This window comes from Caulobacter sp. UNC279MFTsu5.1 (assembly GCF_900114015.1).
Taxonomy (GTDB): Bacteria; Pseudomonadota; Alphaproteobacteria; order Caulobacterales; family Caulobacteraceae; genus Caulobacter.
In genome coordinates this window covers 1-17,750 of record NZ_FORN01000014.1, presented here as the reverse complement: position 1 = coordinate 17,750, position 17,750 = coordinate 1, and the positions used below count along the sequence as shown (strand labels likewise).

At 68.8% G+C, this 17,750-nt stretch carries 17 protein-coding genes; 7 read left to right on the top strand and 10 right to left on the bottom strand.

Annotation, left to right across the window (positions count from 1 at the left end; translation table 11 throughout):
• Window positions 1-441: a thioredoxin TrxC gene (trxC, locus tag BM066_RS10125; RefSeq protein ID WP_089927001.1), complete on the top strand. Its 441-nt coding sequence runs from the start codon at window positions 1-3 to the stop codon at window positions 439-441.
• 61 nt (window positions 442-502) lie between these two features.
• Window positions 503-1,837 (top strand): PQQ-dependent sugar dehydrogenase, encoded by a 1,335-nt coding sequence (locus tag BM066_RS10120; protein WP_089926998.1) that lies wholly within the window; start codon window positions 503-505, stop codon window positions 1,835-1,837.
• Between the two features lie 3 nt (window positions 1,838-1,840).
• Here the strand turns inward: BM066_RS10120 and BM066_RS10115 are convergent, their stop codons facing one another.
• Window positions 1,841-3,208: a dicarboxylate/amino acid:cation symporter gene (locus BM066_RS10115; protein ID WP_089926995.1), complete on the bottom strand. Its 1,368-nt coding sequence runs from the start codon at window positions 3,206-3,208 to the stop codon at window positions 1,841-1,843.
• Between the two features lie 538 nt (window positions 3,209-3,746).
• Between BM066_RS10115 and BM066_RS10110 the strand changes: the two genes are divergently transcribed.
• Window positions 3,747-4,004: a GlsB/YeaQ/YmgE family stress response membrane protein gene (locus BM066_RS10110; protein WP_035081411.1), complete on the top strand. Its 258-nt coding sequence runs from the start codon at window positions 3,747-3,749 to the stop codon at window positions 4,002-4,004.
• Window positions 4,005-4,140: 136 nt separating this feature from the next.
• On the opposite strand, the gene BM066_RS10105 is transcribed toward BM066_RS10110, so the two are convergent.
• From BM066_RS10105 to BM066_RS10080, 6 genes are all read right to left on the bottom strand, one after another.
• Window positions 4,141-4,653 carry a CinA family protein gene (locus tag BM066_RS10105; RefSeq protein ID WP_089926991.1) on the bottom strand — a complete coding sequence of 171 codons (513 nt, stop codon included), beginning with the start codon at window positions 4,651-4,653 and terminating at the stop codon, window positions 4,141-4,143.
• 46 nt (window positions 4,654-4,699) lie between these two features.
• Window positions 4,700-5,236 (bottom strand): hemerythrin domain-containing protein, encoded by a 537-nt coding sequence (locus BM066_RS10100; RefSeq protein ID WP_089926988.1) that lies wholly within the window; start codon window positions 5,234-5,236, stop codon window positions 4,700-4,702.
• A 217-nt stretch (window positions 5,237-5,453) separates the two neighbouring features.
• Window positions 5,454-6,818, bottom strand: a complete 1,365-nt coding sequence (locus BM066_RS10095; RefSeq protein ID WP_089926985.1) for a sugar MFS transporter — start codon at window positions 6,816-6,818, stop codon at window positions 5,454-5,456.
• 353 nt (window positions 6,819-7,171) lie between these two features.
• On the bottom strand, window positions 7,172-8,527 hold the full coding sequence (locus BM066_RS10090) for an FAD-dependent oxidoreductase (protein WP_089926981.1): 1,356 nt from the start codon (window positions 8,525-8,527) through the stop codon (window positions 7,172-7,174).
• 119 nt (window positions 8,528-8,646) lie between these two features.
• Window positions 8,647-10,839 carry a xanthine dehydrogenase family protein molybdopterin-binding subunit gene (locus tag BM066_RS10085; RefSeq protein ID WP_089926977.1) on the bottom strand — a complete coding sequence of 731 codons (2,193 nt, stop codon included), beginning with the start codon at window positions 10,837-10,839 and terminating at the stop codon, window positions 8,647-8,649.
• Window positions 10,836-11,306, bottom strand: a complete 471-nt coding sequence (locus tag BM066_RS10080) for a (2Fe-2S)-binding protein (protein WP_089926974.1) — start codon at window positions 11,304-11,306, stop codon at window positions 10,836-10,838. The genes BM066_RS10085 and BM066_RS10080 overlap by 4 nt, the downstream gene beginning before the upstream one ends.
• A 208-nt stretch (window positions 11,307-11,514) precedes the next feature.
• On the opposite strand from BM066_RS10080, the gene BM066_RS10075 reads away from it, so the two are divergent.
• The 4 genes from BM066_RS10075 to nth all read left to right on the top strand — a co-directional run bounded on the left by BM066_RS10075 (window position 11,515) and on the right by nth (window position 14,541).
• Complete coding sequence (locus tag BM066_RS10075; protein ID WP_089926971.1) at window positions 11,515-12,159, top strand: DUF47 domain-containing protein; 645 nt, start codon at window positions 11,515-11,517, stop codon at window positions 12,157-12,159.
• Window positions 12,159-13,160, top strand: coding sequence for an inorganic phosphate transporter (locus BM066_RS10070; RefSeq protein WP_089926967.1), 1,002 nt, complete (start codon window positions 12,159-12,161; stop codon window positions 13,158-13,160). Before BM066_RS10075 ends, BM066_RS10070 begins: the two co-directional genes overlap by 1 nt.
• Window positions 13,157-13,729: an NUDIX hydrolase gene (locus BM066_RS10065; RefSeq protein ID WP_089926962.1), complete on the top strand. Its 573-nt coding sequence runs from the start codon at window positions 13,157-13,159 to the stop codon at window positions 13,727-13,729. The genes BM066_RS10070 and BM066_RS10065 overlap by 4 nt, the downstream gene beginning before the upstream one ends.
• An 86-nt stretch (window positions 13,730-13,815) precedes the next feature.
• Window positions 13,816-14,541, top strand: coding sequence for an endonuclease III domain-containing protein (nth, locus tag BM066_RS10060; protein ID WP_089926957.1), 726 nt, complete (start codon window positions 13,816-13,818; stop codon window positions 14,539-14,541).
• Between the two features lie 7 nt (window positions 14,542-14,548).
• Here the strand turns inward: nth and BM066_RS10055 are convergent, their stop codons facing one another.
• The 3 genes from BM066_RS10055 to BM066_RS10045 all read right to left on the bottom strand — a co-directional run bounded on the left by BM066_RS10055 (window position 14,549) and on the right by BM066_RS10045 (window position 17,669).
• Window positions 14,549-15,520 (bottom strand): M15 family metallopeptidase, encoded by a 972-nt coding sequence (locus BM066_RS10055; protein WP_255367540.1) that lies wholly within the window; start codon window positions 15,518-15,520, stop codon window positions 14,549-14,551.
• A 35-nt stretch (window positions 15,521-15,555) separates the two neighbouring features.
• Window positions 15,556-17,052, bottom strand: a complete 1,497-nt coding sequence (locus tag BM066_RS10050) for a CoA-acylating methylmalonate-semialdehyde dehydrogenase (RefSeq protein ID WP_089926951.1) — start codon at window positions 17,050-17,052, stop codon at window positions 15,556-15,558.
• Between the two features lie 95 nt (window positions 17,053-17,147).
• Window positions 17,148-17,669, bottom strand: coding sequence for a flavin reductase family protein (locus tag BM066_RS10045; RefSeq protein WP_089926948.1), 522 nt, complete (start codon window positions 17,667-17,669; stop codon window positions 17,148-17,150).
• Window positions 17,670-17,750: the final 81 nt, after the last annotated feature.

Here is a 17,750-nt window from a genome sequence, read left to right as displayed (position 1 = left end):
ATGGCCGAGACCGTCAACATCGTCTGCCCGCACTGCGACGCCACCAACCGCCTGCCGGCCGCGCGTGACGCCAAGGCGGCCAAGTGCGGTCGCTGCGCCCAGCCGCTGTTCACGGGCCAGCCGGTCGACCTGACCACCGCCCGCTTCCGCAAGCACGTGGCCGGCAGCCAGATCCCGGTCGTCGCCGACTTCTGGGCGGCCTGGTGCGGACCGTGCAAGGCCATCGCCCCGATCTTCGCCCGCTCGGCCGCCGAGCTGGAGCCCCGCGCCCGCTTCGTGAAGGTCGATGTCGACGCCGAGCCGGCCCTGGCCCAGACCTATGGCGTGCGCGGCGTCCCGGCCCTGTTTCTGTTCAAGGACGGCAAGGTCGTCGCGAACCAGGCCGGCCTGCCCGATCCCGGCTTCTTCCGCCGCTGGTTGGACGAGCACGCGCCCGCCTAGAGCGAGCTGGAGCCGGGGGGCCCGTCCCGCGTTATTCTCGGCAACGAAGGGAGGGAGGCCGATGATCTCCACAGCCCGTCATGCCCTGCTGATCGCGGGTCCCGCCGCCCTGCTGCTGTTGTCGGCCTGCTCGGGCGGCCCGGCCTTGCCGCCCGAGCAGGGCTACGGCCCCAATCCCGTCCTGCCCGCCGCCAGGAAGCAGGCCATCCCGGTGATGAAGATCGCCCCGGCGGTCGGCTGGGCCGACGGCCAGACCCCGGACGCCGCGCCCGGTTTCGTCGCCACCGCCCTGGTCCGCGGCCTCGACCACCCCCGCTGGCTCTACGTGCTGCCCAACGGCGATGTCCTGATCGCCGAGACCAACGCCCCGCCCAAGCCCGAGGACGGCAAGGGCCTCCGGGGCTGGTTCCAGAAGATCATGATGAAGCGGGCCGGCGCGACCCCGCCCTCGGCCAACCGCATCACCCTGGTGCGCGACGCCGACAACGACGGAACGCTGGAGGTTCGCGCCACCTTCCTGTCGGGCCTGAATTCGCCGTTCGGCATGGCTCTGGTAGGCGACACCTTCTATGTCGCCGACAGCGACGCCCTGCTGGCCTTTCCCTACCAGGCCGGCCAGACCCGGATCACGGCCGCGCCGCGCAAGGTCGCCGACCTGCCAGCCGGGCCGATCAATCACCACTGGACCAAGAACGTCATCGCCAGCTCGGACGGGACGAAGCTGTACGTGACCGTCGGCTCCAACAGCAATGTCGGCGAGAACGGCATGGCCAACGAGGAGCGCCGGGCGGCGATCCTGGAGATCGATCCGACCACGGGCGCCAGCCGCGTCTTCGCCTCGGGCCTGCGCAATCCCAACGGCATGGCCTGGCAGCCCGCCACCGGCGCGCTATGGACCAGCGTCAATGAGCGCGACGAGATCGGCAACGACCTGGTCCCCGACTACATGACCTCGGTCCGGGACGGCGGCTTCTACGGCTGGCCCTACAGCTATTACGGCCAGACGGTGGACGCGCGCGTGAAGCCCCAGCGGCCCGACCTGGTGGCCAGGGCGATCAAGCCGGACTACGCCCTGGGCACCCATACCGCCTCGCTGGGCCTGACCTTCTACGACGCCGACGCCTTCCCGCCGCGCTATCGGGGCGGGGCCTTCATCGGCCAGCACGGCTCGTGGAACCGCAAGCCGGTCAACGGCTACCGCGTGGCCTTCGTGCCGTTCTCGGGCGGCAAGCCGTCCGGACCGGCCGAGCCGTTCCTGACCGGATTCCTCGACGCCAAGGGCCAGGCCCTGGGCCGGCCGGTCGGGGTGGCGATCGACAAGTCCGGCGCGCTGCTGGTGGCCGACGACGTCGGCAACGCCGTATGGCGGGTCGCCGCCAACACGCCCCCGCCTTAGGGATCAGGCTGGAACGGCCTCGTCCGTTCCCACCTCGCGCGGCGGGGCGTTGAAGACCGCCTCGTCCAGGATCCCCTCGCGCTTGGCGACGATGGTCGGCGCCAGGGCCTGGCCGGCGACGTTGACCGCCGTGCGGCCCATGTCGAGGATCGGGTCGATGGCCAGCAGCAGGCCCACCCCTTCCAGCGGCAGGCCCAGGGTCGATAGGGTCAGGGTCAGCATGACCACCGCCCCGGTCAGGCCGGCGGTCGCCGCCGAGCCCAGCACCGAGACGAAGACGATCAGGCCGTAGTCGGTCAGCTGCAGCGGCAGATGATAGAATTGGGCGATGAAGATCGCCGCCACCGCCGGATAGATGGCCGCGCAGCCGTCCATCTTGGTGGTTGCGCCCAACGGCACGGCGAAGGCGGCGTAGGCGCGCGGCACGCCCAGGCGGGTCTCGGTCAGGGCCTCGGTCACCGGCAGCGTGCCGATCGATGAGCGCGAGACGAAGCCCAGCTGGATGGCGGGCCAGACGCCGGCGAAGAACCGCAGCGGGTTCAGGCCGTTCAGCGCCAGGATCGTCGGATAGACCACGAACAGCACGAGGGCGAGGCCGATATAGATCGCGCCGGCGAAGGCGCCCAGCTGGCCCAGGGTGGTCCAGCCGTACTGGGCCACGGCGTTGCCCAACAGGCCGACGGTGCCGATCGGCGTCAGGCGGATCACCCACCACAGCACCTTGCGCACCACCGCCAGGGCCGAGGCGTTGAAGGCCAGGAAGCCCTCGCCCGCCGGCCCGGCCTTGATCGCCGCCACGCCGGTCGCCAGGGCCAGCACCAGGATCTGCAGCACGTTGAACGAAGTAGTGGTCGTGGCCGCGCCGTCGACGATCTTGGTCGAGGCCTGCAGGCCCAGGATGTTGGACGGGACGAGACCCGTCAGGAAGTCGAGCCACGAGCCGGTCGTGCGCGGGGCGTGGGCGGTCGCCAGGTCGACGACGGCGTGGTCGCCGGGGCGCAGGATCAGGCCCAGGGCGATGCCGATGGCCACGGCGATCAGGGCGGTGATCGCGAACCACAACAGGGTGTTCCAGACCAGCCGGGCGGCGTTCTGCAGCGCGCGCAGGTTGGCGATGCTGGCGACGATGGCCGTGAACACCAGCGGCGGCACCAGCACCCGCAGCAGCTGGACGAAGATCGCCCCCACCTGGTGCAGGGTCTCGGCCAGGCCGTAGCCGGGCTGCCCTTCGGCCGGCCCCAGCGAGCGGGCCAGCAGGCCCAGTCCCAGGCCGACGATCATGGCGGCCAGCACCTGGACGCCGAAGCTTCCGATGAAGCGTCCGGCTTTCGGCTTGGAGGGCGAAGATGGAGCGGTCTGGGTCTGGGCCATCTGGATCCTCTCGAAAGCCCGCTTCCGGGCCTTCCGGCATAACGTCACAAGGTCCGCCGGCGTCACGCCGCACGGGCCGTCTTGCCCCTGGTTCTGACGTAGTCGGGTGGAAACGCCCAACCAGAATTCATCGACGCCGGTTCAATGCATCTGGATCGCCCGGATCGCGCAAGACGGCGCCCGGCGTCGGCTTGTCACATGGTCAACGACGCGGCCCCGACCGTAAAAGGGGGCCGGTCGCAGCTTCCAGCACTCCAGGGATTTCCATGAGCCAGTCCTTCCTCATCGGCGCCATCATCGGCTCCGGCGCCTTCATCCTGCTGGGCCGCGCTCCGGCGCAGAAGCTGGTCGCGGCCGTCCAGGCCCGCATCGGCAAGCCCCGCTGACCGCGACCGAAAGCAACGCGCGAACGAACCAGAAGTCTTCGCCACGTTTCCACGCCTAAACACGCAAGCGTGTCGGAACGAAAATCTTGGTCAACGCCTTTATTTCGCATCGGCGCGCGGTTCGCACGCCTTTTGGTGCCAAGGAGGCGTACATGTCTATTCTTGCGTGGATCGTGCTGGGCCTCGTAGCCGGCTTCATCGCCAGCAAACTGGTCAGCCGCAGCGGCGGCAGCCTGGTGGTGGACCTAGTGCTCGGGATCGTCGGCGCCGTGGTAGGCGGGTTCCTGTTCAATCAGTTCGGGTCCGCCGGCGTCACGGGACTGAACCTCTACAGCCTGCTGGTCGCCGTGATCGGCGCGGTCGTCGTGCTGGCGATCTACCATGCGTTCACCGGTCGTCGAGCGCTCTGACGCTCGAGGCCTTCCACACGGAAACAGCGCCTTCGGCCCACGCCGGAGGCGCTTTTTCATGGCCGCCGGGCCCGCTAGAGCATCGCGCGGAAAAGTGGACACCGGTTTTCCGCAAAAACGATGCGAAAACAAAAATCTAGAGCGCCACGGCCTGCTGCAGCATTTTCAGCGCCACGCGCAGGCATTCGATCCGCAGCGGGCCCCGGCCGATGTCGCCGAACCGGGCCTGGCGATGATGGGTGTAGCCGCCGCGGCGGGCGCAGGCGAAATGGACCAGGCCGCCGGGCCTTTCCGGATCGCCGACCTCCTCGGCCCAGCCGGTGATCGACACCGCCACGTCGGCGTTGGACCGTCTGATCGCCCCGTCGGCCATGGCGATGGCGGTCGGCTGCGAAACCGCGCCGCCGTGCGGCAGGAACGACGGCGGCACGTCGAGAAGCGCGATCTTGGCGTCGTCGCTATAGACCACGAAACCCCGGTCGAAGGCGTGCGAGCATCCCGGCACGTCGGTCAGCAGCGACGCCAGCAGGCCGCCCGTGCAGCTCTCGGCCGTCGCCAGCGTCAGCCGGCGCGCGCAGGCGGCCTCCAGGACCGCCTGCGTCAGCTCAGCGATGTCCGGCGGCAGGATCGGATCAAGCGCCTCGGCCATGAGCACTCCGAAAGCGGGGGAAGGCCGGGCGGCCCTCCCCGTGACGTCAGTTCGGTTGTTTTCCGCCCAGCTCGGCCATCAGCTCTTCCTTGCGGGCTTTCAGGCGCTGGCCCATGGCCTCCAGATCCTCGTCGCCCTTCTTGGCCTGGGCGAAGATGCCGCCGGGCTGCTCTTCTTCCTTGACGTGGTGCTTGATGTACTCGCCCAGCACCTTGACCTTGGCGTCGTAGTAGTCGTCGCCCGGTTGCATCGCCTCGATCTCGGCGATCAGTTTCTTGGCCCCGTCGTGCTCGACATAGGCCTCGTCCAGCAAGTCGTCCTCGATCTCGCCGCGCTCCTCCGGATAGAAGATCTCCTCCTCGATCCGCGTGTGGACCTTGAGGGCCAGGGCGATCTTGTTGAAGAGGGCCAGCTTCTCAGCCCCCTCCTCCAGCTGTTCGTATTCGTCGAACCAACCTTCGACCTCGCGGTGATCCTTCTTCAGAAGGGTGATCGCCAGCGGATCGCGGCGGCCGGTGCGGCGCGTGCGGCGAGGCTTGGCGGACTTGGCCCTGGTCGATGAGTTCTTGGCGGTGGTCGCCATGGTGTCTCTCCCTGAATGCTTTGTGGCCGAAGTCGGCGGATCACAAACACTTCGCTTCGAGGGGCGTTCCCGCTTCAGAGCTCTTCCATGGAAGTAACCTGCATTGAGTCGACAGTCCGACACTCTTTGTCGCAATGCATTCTCATTCTCAGACCTACGACATAGAAAGAGCCCGGACGCGTCGCGCCCGGGCTCTTCGGCGTTTATCGAGGTCCGCCTAGTGCGCCGAGACCACTTCCTCCTGGATCTCGTGGACCTTGGCGCCGCGCGCCGCGAACGAGAACCACAGGACGTACAGGTAGCAGATCAGCGGCGCGATGAAGGCCAGCGACTTCGAGCCGGTCATCTCCTCGATCTTGGCGAAGATCAGCGGCAGGAAGGCGCCGCCCACGATGGCCATGCACAGCAGGCCCGAGGTCGCCGAAGTGGGCGCCGAGGACCGTTGCAGGGTCAGGGTGAAGATCGTCGGGAACATGATCGAGTTGAACAGGCCGATCAGCAGGGCCGCGAAGGCCGGGATCAGGCCGCTGGTCAGCGGAGCCTGGGCCAGGATCAGGTTCAGCGTGCCGGCGTGCGCGGTCGGGGTCATGTCCTTGGTCAGGATCACCACCACGCAGAGCGCGATGGCGCCCAGGGCGACCAGCATCAGCAGCACGTAGTCCTTGACCGTCTTCAGCAGGGCCGATCCGGCGAAACGGCCGATCATCGCGAAGACCATGTAGAAAGTGGTCAGCTTGCCGGCCTGTTCGGCCGGGATGTTCAGGACGTGGCCCTGTTCGATGAACAGCAGCAGGTTCAGCGAGATCGCCACCTCGGCGCCGACATAGAGGAAGATGCCGATCGCGCCGAGATTGGCCCACTTCGACGCGAGGGCCGAGAACGGGCTGACCAGGTGACCGGTCTTCGGCGCGGCTTCGGTGATCTTATGACGAACCAGGAAGATCACGGCGATGAACAGGGCCAGGCCCAGGCCGATCGCCAGATAGACGTTCGAGACGAAGCCCAGGGCCTGTTCGCGCAGGGCCGGCGTGATCACGACGCCATGCTTGAAGATGTCGCCCTTGAGCAGGAAGTTGGCGCCGAACCACAGGCCGCAGGCCGCGCCCAGCGAGTTGAAGGCCTGCGACAGGTTCAGGCGGAAGGACGCGCCCTCCGGCTTGCCCATCGAGGCGATCAGCGGGTTGGCGGCCACCTGCAGCAAGGTGACGCCCGAGGCCATCACGAATAGTCCGACCAGGAAGACGCCGAAGACGTGCAGCTTGGCCGCCGCGATGGCGATGAAGCAGCCGGTGACGATGCCGCTGAGGCCGACGATCACCGACCGGGCGTAGCCGAATTTCGACAGAAAGGCAGCCGACGGCATCGACATGACGCCATAGGCGATGAAGAAGGCGAAGCCGGTCAGGTTCGCCTCGACCGGGCTCAAGGTGAAGACCGTCTTCATGGTCTTCAGCAGCGGGTCGAGCAGGTTGGTGACCAGCGCCCAGATGAAAAAGAGCGCCGTCACGCAGACGACGGCCAGGACAAGACTGCCTCCCGCCTTGGGTCCGGGCCCCGAAATCGGCGTCCGCGACGCCTCCATAGCAGCCATGTTGTTTCACTCCCTGTCCGACATTGCGGGACGCGACATCCACCTCAACAGTGACAACGTTGTCAAGCATCAAGGCCGAAAACGCGCGCCGCGGAGATCCCGCCGAGCCGCCCTTTGGGAATCGATTTCCCGATTCGACGGTTAAAGCGAAAACTCCGACAAATCACCGCCAATGGGAAGAGCGTGTTGTCGATGATCGCGATTCAGCGCCTGTCGAACCAGGTAATTGCAATCTCCATGGTTAGATAGAGCCGCACATACCCGCATTGGAGGTGTGGCGCCGCCACCCTGGGTCCGGACAAGCGCTGCGCGCCATCCGGGACGGCGGCGGCTCTCAGCCTTTCCTAGGCCGCCCTGCGTCCCGTCGCCGGCGTGGCTGGCGCGTCCCATACGTCATGGGCGACTTCCCCCGCCAAAATGTTCTCGGCGGTCAGCAGGCCGCTGAGCGTGGCCTGGTCGCGTTCGCCGTCGCGGTGCAGGCCGTTGCGGCCGGCCAGGTGCAGGCTGGGGAACTGCATCTTCAGATCCAGGCGGATCATCGCCCGGTGCTCGGCGCAGTCCTCGTCCTCGATCGGCAGCACCTTGCGCTGGCGCAGGACGCGGGCGTCGCTGACGGCGGTCGGGTCCATCAGCCCCATCACCGCGGCCTCGCGCCAGGCCAGGGCCACCAGGTCGGCGTCGCTGGCCGTCCACAGGCCGTCGCCCTCGAAGCAGAAATAGTCCAGGCCCAGGCAGCTGTCCGCCTCGCCTTCCGGCGCCATGGCCGGCGACCAGGCGCGGTAGTTCTTCACCCGGCCGACCTGCAGGTCGGTGTCGTGGACGTCGATCGCCGCCTCGCGCAGCGGCTTGCGCGTGCGGCCCACCAGGGCCACCGTGATCTGGTCGCGGTACATCAGCTCGCCTGCGTGGAACAGGCTGATCGGCGCGGGCCGCAGCATGGCCATCAGCTCGCGCAGCGGCGCGGTCGAGACCACGTGGTTGGCGGAGCGGACCTCGTGGGCGCCGTCCTCGCGCAGGATGGTCGCCGTCCACAGCTTGGCGACAGCGTCGAATTTCAGGGTCTCGACCCGCCGGCCCAGGGCGACTTCGCCGCCGAAGACCGTGATCCGGTCGGCGCAGGCCCGCCACAGCGCGCCGCCGCCCTGGCGCGGATAGCGCAGGTTGGCCGCCGGCCGGGCGGCGCCGGCGCGGCCGGCCGGCATCTGGTCGCGGATCAGGCCCGACACCTTCTCGGCGAACGGCAGGAACAGCATCGATGACAGCCGGGCGCCGACGCGGTTGCGGATCTCGTCGCCAAAGGTCCTGGGCGTCCTGATCGGACGGATCTTGGCTAGGCCGAACGAGGCCAAGCAAGCCGCCGCGCCGCGCAGCCCCAGATGGGCCAGGGTCTCCGCGCTCTTCAGCGGATAGGCGTAGAGCCGCTCGCGGTGATAGATCCGCGCCGTTCGGGGCTGTTCGACGAAGCCGTCGGGCGACAGCTCGGACCACAGCGCCAGCACGCTGGGCGAGGTCGAGGCGTAGGCCCCGCCGTTCAGGTCGATCTTGAAGCCGTGATGGTCGATCGTGCGGCACGAGCCGCCGACCTCGTGGGGGTCCATTTCCAGGACCGCGACCTCGCGTCCCGCCCTGGCCAGGACATAGGCGGCGGTCAGGCCGGCCGGCCCGGCCCCGATCACCAGGGTTTCGACGTGCTGCCCCATGACGCGATGGTCCTCGTTTCGAGAACCATTCTGGCGCAAGAAGGTTAAAAACCGTCACGCCGATCGCGGCGAACTTGACCATGGGACGCTATGCCGCGCCCCAGGGAAGGCTGGGAAACCTAAGCCAGTTGGTCGCCGATCGGCAGGGTCCGGATGCGCTTGCCGGTCGCGGCGAAGATGGCGTTGACCAGGGCGGCCGGGGCCGGCGGCAGGGCGGGCTCGCCCAGACCGGTCGGCGGGTTGTCGCTGGTCACGAAATGCACCTCGACGTCCGGCGCGTCGGCCAGGCGCAGCATCGGGAAGTCGCCGAAATTGCTCTGGGCCACCGCGCCGTTCTCGATGGTGATCGCCTGGCCCAGCGAACTGCCGATCCCGTCGAGGACCGAGCCCTGCACCTGCTGCTCGGCGCCGTTCGGATTGACGATCTGGCGGCCGACATCGACCGCCGCCCAGGCCTTGCGGACCGTCAGGCTCCCGTCGGCCACGGCCGCCTCCACGACCACCGCCACATAGCCCCGGTGGCTGTAGTGGCAGGCCACGCCCAGGCCGACGCCCTTCCCGGTCTTCCGGCCCCAGCCGGACGCCTCGGCGACCTTATCCAATACGGCCCGCATGCGGCCGGTGTGGAAGCTGTCGCCCCTGCCCGGCTCGCCGATCAGCCGCGGCGCGCCCAGCAGCTGGCGGCGGAACGCGACGGGGTCGGCGCCCGCCGCGTGGGCCACCTCGTCGGTGAAGCCCTGCAATACGAAGCCGTAGGCGTTGTTGCCCGGCGCCCGCAGCCAGCCGGTCGGCACGCCCAGCGGCATGACCGAGACGTCCAGGGCGTAGTTCTCGACCGCGCCGAACGGAAACTGCGTGCCGGCCATGTTGGCGGCCCGGGCGAACTTCTGGCCCTCGCCGAAGGTCACGAAGTGGTTGCGCCAGGCGGTCAGCCCGCCCTGAGCGTCCAGCCCCGCCGTCAGCCGGTGGAAGCCGGCCGGACGGTAGAAGTCGTGCTGGAGGTCATCCTCGCGGGTCCACAGCAGCTTGACCGGCGCGCCGACCACCTTGGAGATCCACGCCGCCTCGACCATGAAATCGTTCATCAGCCGCCGGCCAAAGCCGCCGCCGCTGCGGGTGAAGTGGATGGTGATGTCCTCGGGCTTGATCCCCAGGGTCCTGGCCACCAGCTCGCGGCCGTCCTCGGGGTTCTGGGCCGGGGCCCAGATCTCGACCTTGCCGTCCTTGAAACTGGCCGTGCAGTTCTGCGGCTCCAGCGTGGCGTGGGCGTTGAACGGATAGCTGTAGTCGGCGCTGACCACCTTGGCCGCGCTCTTCAGGGCGGCGTCGACGTCGCCGACCGCCTTGAGGTTCCGGTGCGGCGGCTGGCCGTGCAGCTCGGCGGCCTTTTTGATGAAGCCCGCGCTGCTCTGGGCGCTGGTCGGATGGTCGGCCCAGGTCACCTCCAGCGCGTTGCGGCCCTTGCGCGCCGCCCACCAGGTGTCGGCCACCACCACCACGCCGCCCAGCAGGCCTTCCAGTTCGGTCCCGCCGTCGACCACGAAGGCGTGGCGGACGCCCTTGACCGCCCTGGCCGGCGCCAGGTCGACCTTGGCCACCTTGGCGGCGAACACCGGGGCCTTCAGGAAGGTGGCGTACAACATGCCCGGAACGCGCACGTCGATCCCGTACAGCGGCTTGCCCACGACGATGGCGGCGGTGTCGGACTGGGGGTGCGGCTTGCCGATGATCCGGTAGGCCTTGGGATCCTTGAGGACCAGGGTCTTGGGATCGGGCGGGGCCAGGCTGGCCGCGGCCTGGGCCAGCTCGCCGTAGGGCAGGCGACGCCGGCCGGCCTTGTCGACCACGAAGCCGGGCTCGGTCGCCAGGCTGGGGGCCGGAACGTTCCAGCGCTGGGCGGCGGCCTGGATCAGCAGGGCCCGTCCCACCGCCCCGACCTGGCGCATGGGCTCCCAGTCCTCCGGCGTGGAGGTGCTGCCGCCGGCCGACTGCTCACCGAACACCTTGGCGTCGATTGGGGCCTGCTCGATGCGGACGGCCGCCCAGTCAACGTCCAGCTCCTCGGCGATCAGCATCGGCATCGAGGTCTTGATCCCCTGCCCGATCTCCGGCCGCTTGGCCGCGATGGTGACGGTCCCGTCGGGGGCGATGCGGACGAAGGCGCTGAACGGGTTGGCCGCCGCTCCACCCGGCGTTTCGTCCTGCGCCCGGACCAGGCCCGGCAGGCTGAACGACAGCAGCAGGCCGCCGCCGGCCGCCGCGCCGGTCTTGAGGAACAGGCGGCGGGCGGGATTGTCCAGGATCGCGGTCATGCCCGCGCCTCCACCTGGCCGGACGCCGCCTTGATGGCCTTGCGGATGCGGATGTAGGTGGCGCAGCGGCAGAGGTTGCCGTTCATCGCCGCGTCGATCTCGTCGTCGGTCGGCTTGGGCGCGGCGGCCAGCAGGGCCGTGGCCGACATGATCTGGCCGGCCTGGCAGTAGCCGCACTGCGGCACGTCGATCGCCTTCCACGCCTCCTGCACCTTGGCCCCGACCGGATTGGCCCCGACGCCCTCGATGGTGGTCACCGCCTTGCCGCCCACCCGGGCCAGTGAGGTGACGCACGAGCGCATGGCCACGCCGTCGATGTGCACGGTGCAGGCGCCACACTGGGCCACGCCGCAGCCGTACTTGGTCCCGACCAGGCCCAGCTCGTCGCGCAGCACCCACAGCAGCGGCGTATCCGGTTCGGCCTCGACCGCGTGGACCCGGCCGTTCACCTTGAGGCTTGTCGACATGCCGCTGCTCCTGAACCAATGCGCGCGCCAGAGTGCCAAAGGCCTTGCGCCGCGACCAGAGGGCGCACCCCGTAAAAGCTGTCATAAAACCGTCACGAAGGACTTGAACGCGGCCGCCTTCCGTGGTTCCGCTCCGCCGCGCCGGGCGTTCTTCCGTACAAGGACGTCCGCGACACTCTCCACGCTTCGAACAGAGGATGAAGCGACCATGCTGGGCTTGTTCCGGGCCGTTATGCCCAAGGAAGACCGCTTCTTCGAGCTGTTCGCGCAGCACGCAGCCACCCTGGTGCTGGGCGCCAAGGCGCTGCAGGACCTGATGGAGGGCGGCGACGGCGTCGAGGCCGCCAGCGCCCGCGTCTACCAGCACGAGGAAGAGGCCGACGAGATCACTCGCCAGGTTATGGGCGCGGTCCGCCGCAGCTTCATCACCCCGTTCGATCGCAGCGACATCCAGGACCTGACCACCTCGCTGGACGACGCCATCGACCAGATGCGCAAGACCGCCAAGGTGGTCAGCCTGTTCGAGGTCAAGACCTTCGAGCCGCCGATGCGCGAGATGGCCGCGATCATCGTCCAGGCCGCCGAGCTGACCGTCGAGGCCGTGGCCCTGCTGCCCGACATGCGCAGGAACGCCCAGCGGCTGACCGAGCTGGCCGTCCGCGTCACCCAGATCGAGGAGCAGGCCGACCAGATGTACGACCAGGGCCGCAAGGCGCTGTTCCTGGCCCACCGCACCGGTGACCCGATGACCTTCATCGTCGGGGTCGACATCTACAGCCACCTGGAAAAGGTGGTCGACCGCTTCGAGGACGTCGCCAACCGCATCAGCGGCATTGTGGTCGAGCAGGTCTAGTGGACCCGACCTTCCTGATCCTGGTCGTGCTGATCGTCGTGGCCCTGGGCTTCGACTTCCTGAACGGCCTGCACGACGCCGCCAATTCGATCGCCACCATCGTCTCGACCCGCGTGCTGTCGGCCCGGTGGGCGGTGCTGTGGGCGGCGTTCTTCAACTTCATCGCCTTCATCTTCTTCGGCACCAGCGTGGCCAAGATGGTCGGCGCGGGGATCATCGACCCCCACATCATCGGCGACCGCCTGATCTTCGCCGCCTTGATGGGCGCGATCAGCTGGAACCTGATCACCTGGTGGGCCGGCATCCCCTCGTCCAGCTCCCACGCCCTGATCGGCGGTCTCGTCGGGGCGTCCGTCGCCAAGGTCGGCAGTTTCGGCGCGGTGCAGTGGGCCGGTCTGGGCAAGACCGCGGCCGGCATCGTGGTCTCGCCTTTGATGGGCTTCCTCTTGGCGCTGCTGCTGGTGCTGATCGTCTCGTGGATCTTCGTCCGGCGCTCGCCGTTCTTCGCCGACCGGTTCTTCCGCATCGCGCAGTTCTTCTCGGCGGCGGCCTATTCCCTGGGCCACGGCGGCAACGACGCCCAGAAGACCATGGGCATCATCGCCGCCCTGCTGTTCGCCCACGGCGCCACCCACGCCCCGGGCACGATCCCGCTGTGGGTCGTCCTGTCGTGCCAGACCGCCATGGCGCTCGGCACCCTCTTCGGGGGTTGGCGCATTGTGCACACCATGGGCAGCAAGATCACCCGCCTGACTCCGATGCAGGGCTTCTGCGCGGAGACCGGCGGAGCGATTACTTTGTTCCTGGCGACCCATATCGGCGTTCCGGTCTCGACGACTCACACGATCACGGGCGCTATTGTCGGCGTCGGCGCTTCGCGTCGGGTTTCGGCCGTCCGATGGGGCGTGGCCAAGAGCATCGTGACCGCCTGGATCGTCACCCTGCCTGCGGCCGGCCTCGTCGCGGCGGCGTTCTACTATCTCGGGTTCTGGATGAAGTGACGGATACGGCGGACGGCAAGCAGGCGGGACTCAAGTCCAGGACGCGGCGCCGTCAGGTCGCCGCTCTGCCCTGGCGCGCCGATGCGGTCGCGGGCCTGCAGGTCCTGCTGGTGTCGTCTCGCGAGACCCGCCGCTGGGTGATCCCCAAGGGCTGGCCGATGAAGGGCAAGACCGATCCCCAGGCCGCCGCCCAGGAAGCCTACGAGGAGGCCGGTCTCGACGGCCGCATCGCGGAAAAGCCGATCGGCGACTATCCCTATCTGAAGCGCCTCAAGAGCGGCGTCGCGCGCCCCGTGACGGTCGACGTCTACCCGCTGGAAGTCACCGGCGAGCACCCGACCTGGCCGGAACAGGGCCAGCGCAGCCTGCGCTGGATGTCGCCGGTCGAGGCCGCCCTGGCGGTGCAGGAGCCGGAGCTGCGCGACCTGATCGCCCGCTTCGCCCAGATCGAGCTGCCCGCCGAGGAGCGCCCGGCCCCCGCCCCGGCTCCGACGCCGATGCGCGTGGCCCTGACCCGCCTGCGCCGGCGGATCACCGTGATGTGGGGGCGCCGCCGGCCCTGGTCCTGACGGCGAGCCTGGGAACAAGCTGGGGATAACTCGACAAGCCGCCGCGCGTTCACTATGTTCTCGTTACGTTCCGAATGAGAATCGCCATGCAGCTGTCCCTCGACCTGTCGACCTCGCCGCTCGAAGCCCTGCGCGACGGGCTGCTCAAGACCTTCGGGCCGCAGCGGCCGACCAAGCGGCTGGATCCGGTGTCGCAGCTGGTCAAGTCGGCGATCAGCGGCCGGACCAAGGACGCCGTTTCCTGGGGCGCCTACCATCGCCTGAAGGAGCGCTTCGCCACCTGGGAAGAACTGGCCGAGACGCCCGACGCCGAGATCCAGGCGCTTATCAAGGACGTCACCTATCCCGAGGAGAAGGCCCGCCACCTGCCCCACGCCCTGCGGCTGATCCAGGTGCGCAGCGGCTGGAGGCTGTCGCTGGACCACCTGGCCGAGCTGGAGCTGGACAGCGCCCGCTGGTGGCTGCAGGGCCTGCCCGGCGTCGGGGTCAAGGTCGCCGCCTCGGTGCTGAACTTCAGTCCCCTGAACATGCGGGCCCTGGTGGTCGACACCCATGTGCATCGCGTCGCCGGCCGCTACGGCCTGATCCCCGCCGGCTATGACACCGCCCACGCCTACCGGGCCTTGATGGACCTGGTCCCCGACAGCTGGACGGCCGAGGACCTGTACGAGCTGCACTGGCTGATGAAGGGCCTGGGCCAGCTGCTGTGCTCGCACCACGCGCCGCGCTGCGGGGCCTGTTCGCTGAAGGCGGCGTGCCCGCGGGTCGGGGTGGAGCGCAGCGCGGACATTCTGGCCTGGCGGCCACGGTGAACCTTTCTCACCGTCTCACGCCCGCCTTCTCCAGTTCGCTGAACGTCTCGGTCCCGATGCCGTAGTCCCGCCAGTCCTGGTAGTCGAAGTGCCACCATTCCTCGGGATAGATCTCGAAGCCCTGGGCGACCATGGCCTCGCGCAGGATCGAGCGCATCGCCCGCTGCTTCGTGGTCCCGCCGATGAAGTCGGCGTAGGAGCGGCCCGACATCTCGTCGTAGCGGCTGGGCATCTCGACCGGCTTGCCGGTCTTCAGGTCGTACAGCGTCAGGTCGACGGCGCAGCCGCGGTTGTGGCGCGAGCCCTGGGCCGGATCGGCCACGAACATGTGGTCCTCGGGCGGGGTGGCCTCCCAGAACATCCAGGTGACGAACCAGGGCCGGTAGGCGTCGTGGATCAGCAGGCCGTAGCCCTTAGCCTTCAGCGCCTGGGCGGCCCGGGCCAGGGCCAGGGCGGCCGGGCGCTGCATGTAGGCGGCGGCGCGCTCGTAAAGCGGCAGACCCATGAAGTTGTCGGAACCGGCGTAACGGATGTCGAGGCGGATCGTCGGGTCCAGGGCCGACAGGTCCACCAGGTCGGCGGGCCGATGCCGCGCGGTCTCGACCGGCGGCGTCGCGGCCAGGGCCCGGGCCCGCAGGGCGGCGGGGTCGGCGCGCACCGCCGCCCGGACGCCGGCCTCGACCTCGGCCCCGAAGTCGTGGCGCGGCAGGCGGGTCCCGTCCAGGCGCACGGCGACCGGCTCCAGCACCAGCTCGCCGCCGCCCTCGATCGCGTAGCGGCCGCGGCCCAGCGGCGTCAGCCGGGCGTCCTGGCGGCCCTGGCCGTCGATCCGCAGGACGCCGGCCCGCTCGAACACCGTCAGCGGCGCCGCGCGCTGGCCGTACTGGCCGACCGCCGCCATCTCGGCGGCGTCCAGGGGCTGGGCGAAGGCTGTGGCGTTCAGGACAAGTCCGATCAGCAAGGGGGCGACGAAAGCCAAGGCCCGAACCATAACTCGCATCGCCCCGCCCCCGCCTATTTCATCGTCGGGATGACGAAGGCGTCGCCTTCGTGTTCGCCCTCGGGCCAGCGGGCGGTGATGGTCTTGACCTTAGTGTAGAACTTCACGCCCTCGACGCCGTGCTGGTTGGTGTCGCCGAAGGCGCTGCGCTTCCAGCCCCCGAAGGTGTGGTAGGCCACCGGCACCGGGATCGGCACGTTGATCCCGACCATGCCGACATTGACCCGGCTGGCGAACTCGCGCGCCGCCCGGCCGTTGCGGGTGAAGATCGCCACGCCGTTGCCGTACTGGTGCTCGGACGGCAGGCTGAGCGCCTCCTCGAAACTCTCGGCGCGGACGATCTGCAGGACGGGTCCGAAGATCTCCTCCTGATAGGTCTTCATGCCCTTCTTGACCCCGTCGAACAGCGACGGGCCGATGAAGAAGCCGTTCTCGAAGCCCTGCAGGGAAAACTCGCGGCCGTCGACCACCAGCTCGGCGCCTTCCTCGACGCCGATCCTGATGTAGTCGGCGATCTTGGCGCGGTGCGCGGCGCTGACCACCGGGCCGTAATGGGCGGCCGCGTCGGTGGAGATCCCGACCTTCAGGGTCTCGATCTCGGCGACCATCCGCTCGCGCAGTTCGTCGCCGGTCTTGCGGCCGACCGGCACGACGACCGGCAGGGCCATGCAGCGCTCGCCGGCCGAGCCGAAGGCCGCGCCCGACAGGTCCTTGACCACCTGGTCCAGGTCGGCGTCGGGCAGGACGATCCCATGGTTCTTGGCCCCGCCCATGGCCTGGACGCGTTTGCCGTGCGCGGTGCCGGTCTGGTAGACGTAGGAGGCGATGTCGGAGCTGCCGACGAAGCTGACCGCGCGGATCAGCGGATGGGTCAGGATGGCGTCGACCGCGGTCTTGTCGCCGTGCACGACGTTCAGCACCCCGGCCGGCAGGCCCGCCTCCATCATCAGCTCGGCCAGCTTGACCGGCACGGTCGGATCCTTCTCCGACGGCTTGAGGATGAAGCTGTTGCCCACGGCGATCGAGATGCCGAACATCCACATCGGGATCATGGCCGGGAAGTTGAACGGGGTGATCCCCGCGCAGACGCCCAGCGGCTGGCGCATCGAATAGACGTCGATGCCGGGGCCCGCCCCCTCGGTGTAGTCGCCCTTCAGGACGTGGGGAATGCCGCAGGCGAACTCGATGACCTCCAGGCCGCGCTGGATGTCGCCCTTGCTGTCGGCGATCACCTTGCCATGCTCGGACGACAGGATCTCGGCCAGGGCGTTCATGTCGCGCTCGATCAGGCGCTTGAACTCGAACATCACCCGGGCGCGGCGCTGGGGATTGGTCGCGGCCCAGCCGACCTGGGCGGCGGCGGCGAGCTGGACGGCGGCGTCCAGCTCGGCCGCGCTGGCCAGCGCCACCCGGGCCTGGACCTCGCCGGTGTTCGGATTGAACACATCGCCGAAGCGGCCGGACTGCCCTTCCAGGGTCTGTCCGTTCACGAAATGGCTGATGGTCCGCATGATACGCTCCCTAGACCTTGTTTTGCGCGTCAATAGCATCCGACGACGAGGGCGTATCGCGCATATTCTCTCCGCCGTAATTCGTGATGGCGGCCCTACGCCTCCACGTGCACGCGGCGAAACCGGCCCTGCAGATAGACCAGCGGCTCGTGGTCCGGATCGTAGCGCAGCTTCACCACCCGACCGACATAGACCCGGTGGTCGCCGGCGTCGAAGACCTGGTGGGTCACGCATTCGAAATTGGCCATGCAGTCGGGCAGGATCGGAACGCCGGTGCTCCAGGTCTCGGTGTCGATGCCCGCGAACCGGTCGCCGTCCTTTTGCACGAACTGGCGGGCCATGGCCTGCTGGTCGGCGTGCAGGACATTGACCGTGAACCGCGCGGCCGCGTCCAGGATCGGCAGGCTGCGCGAGGCCAGGTCGACGCAGACCAGGGCCAGGGGCGGATCCAGCGACACCGAGGTGAACGAATTGGCCGTCAGCCCGATGCGGCGGCCGTCCTCGCAGACCGTGGTGACCACCGTCACCCCCGTCGTGAAGCATCCGAAGGCGTGGCGCAGCGCCCGGGCGTCATGCGCGCCGCCCTCGCCCAGTTCGATCGTGACCGGCTGACTCATTCGCTCACCAGTGAGGCAAACCGGCGTTACGGGCAAGAGTTTGAGGGCGATCCCCCTCCGGCCCTCCGGGCCACCTCCCCC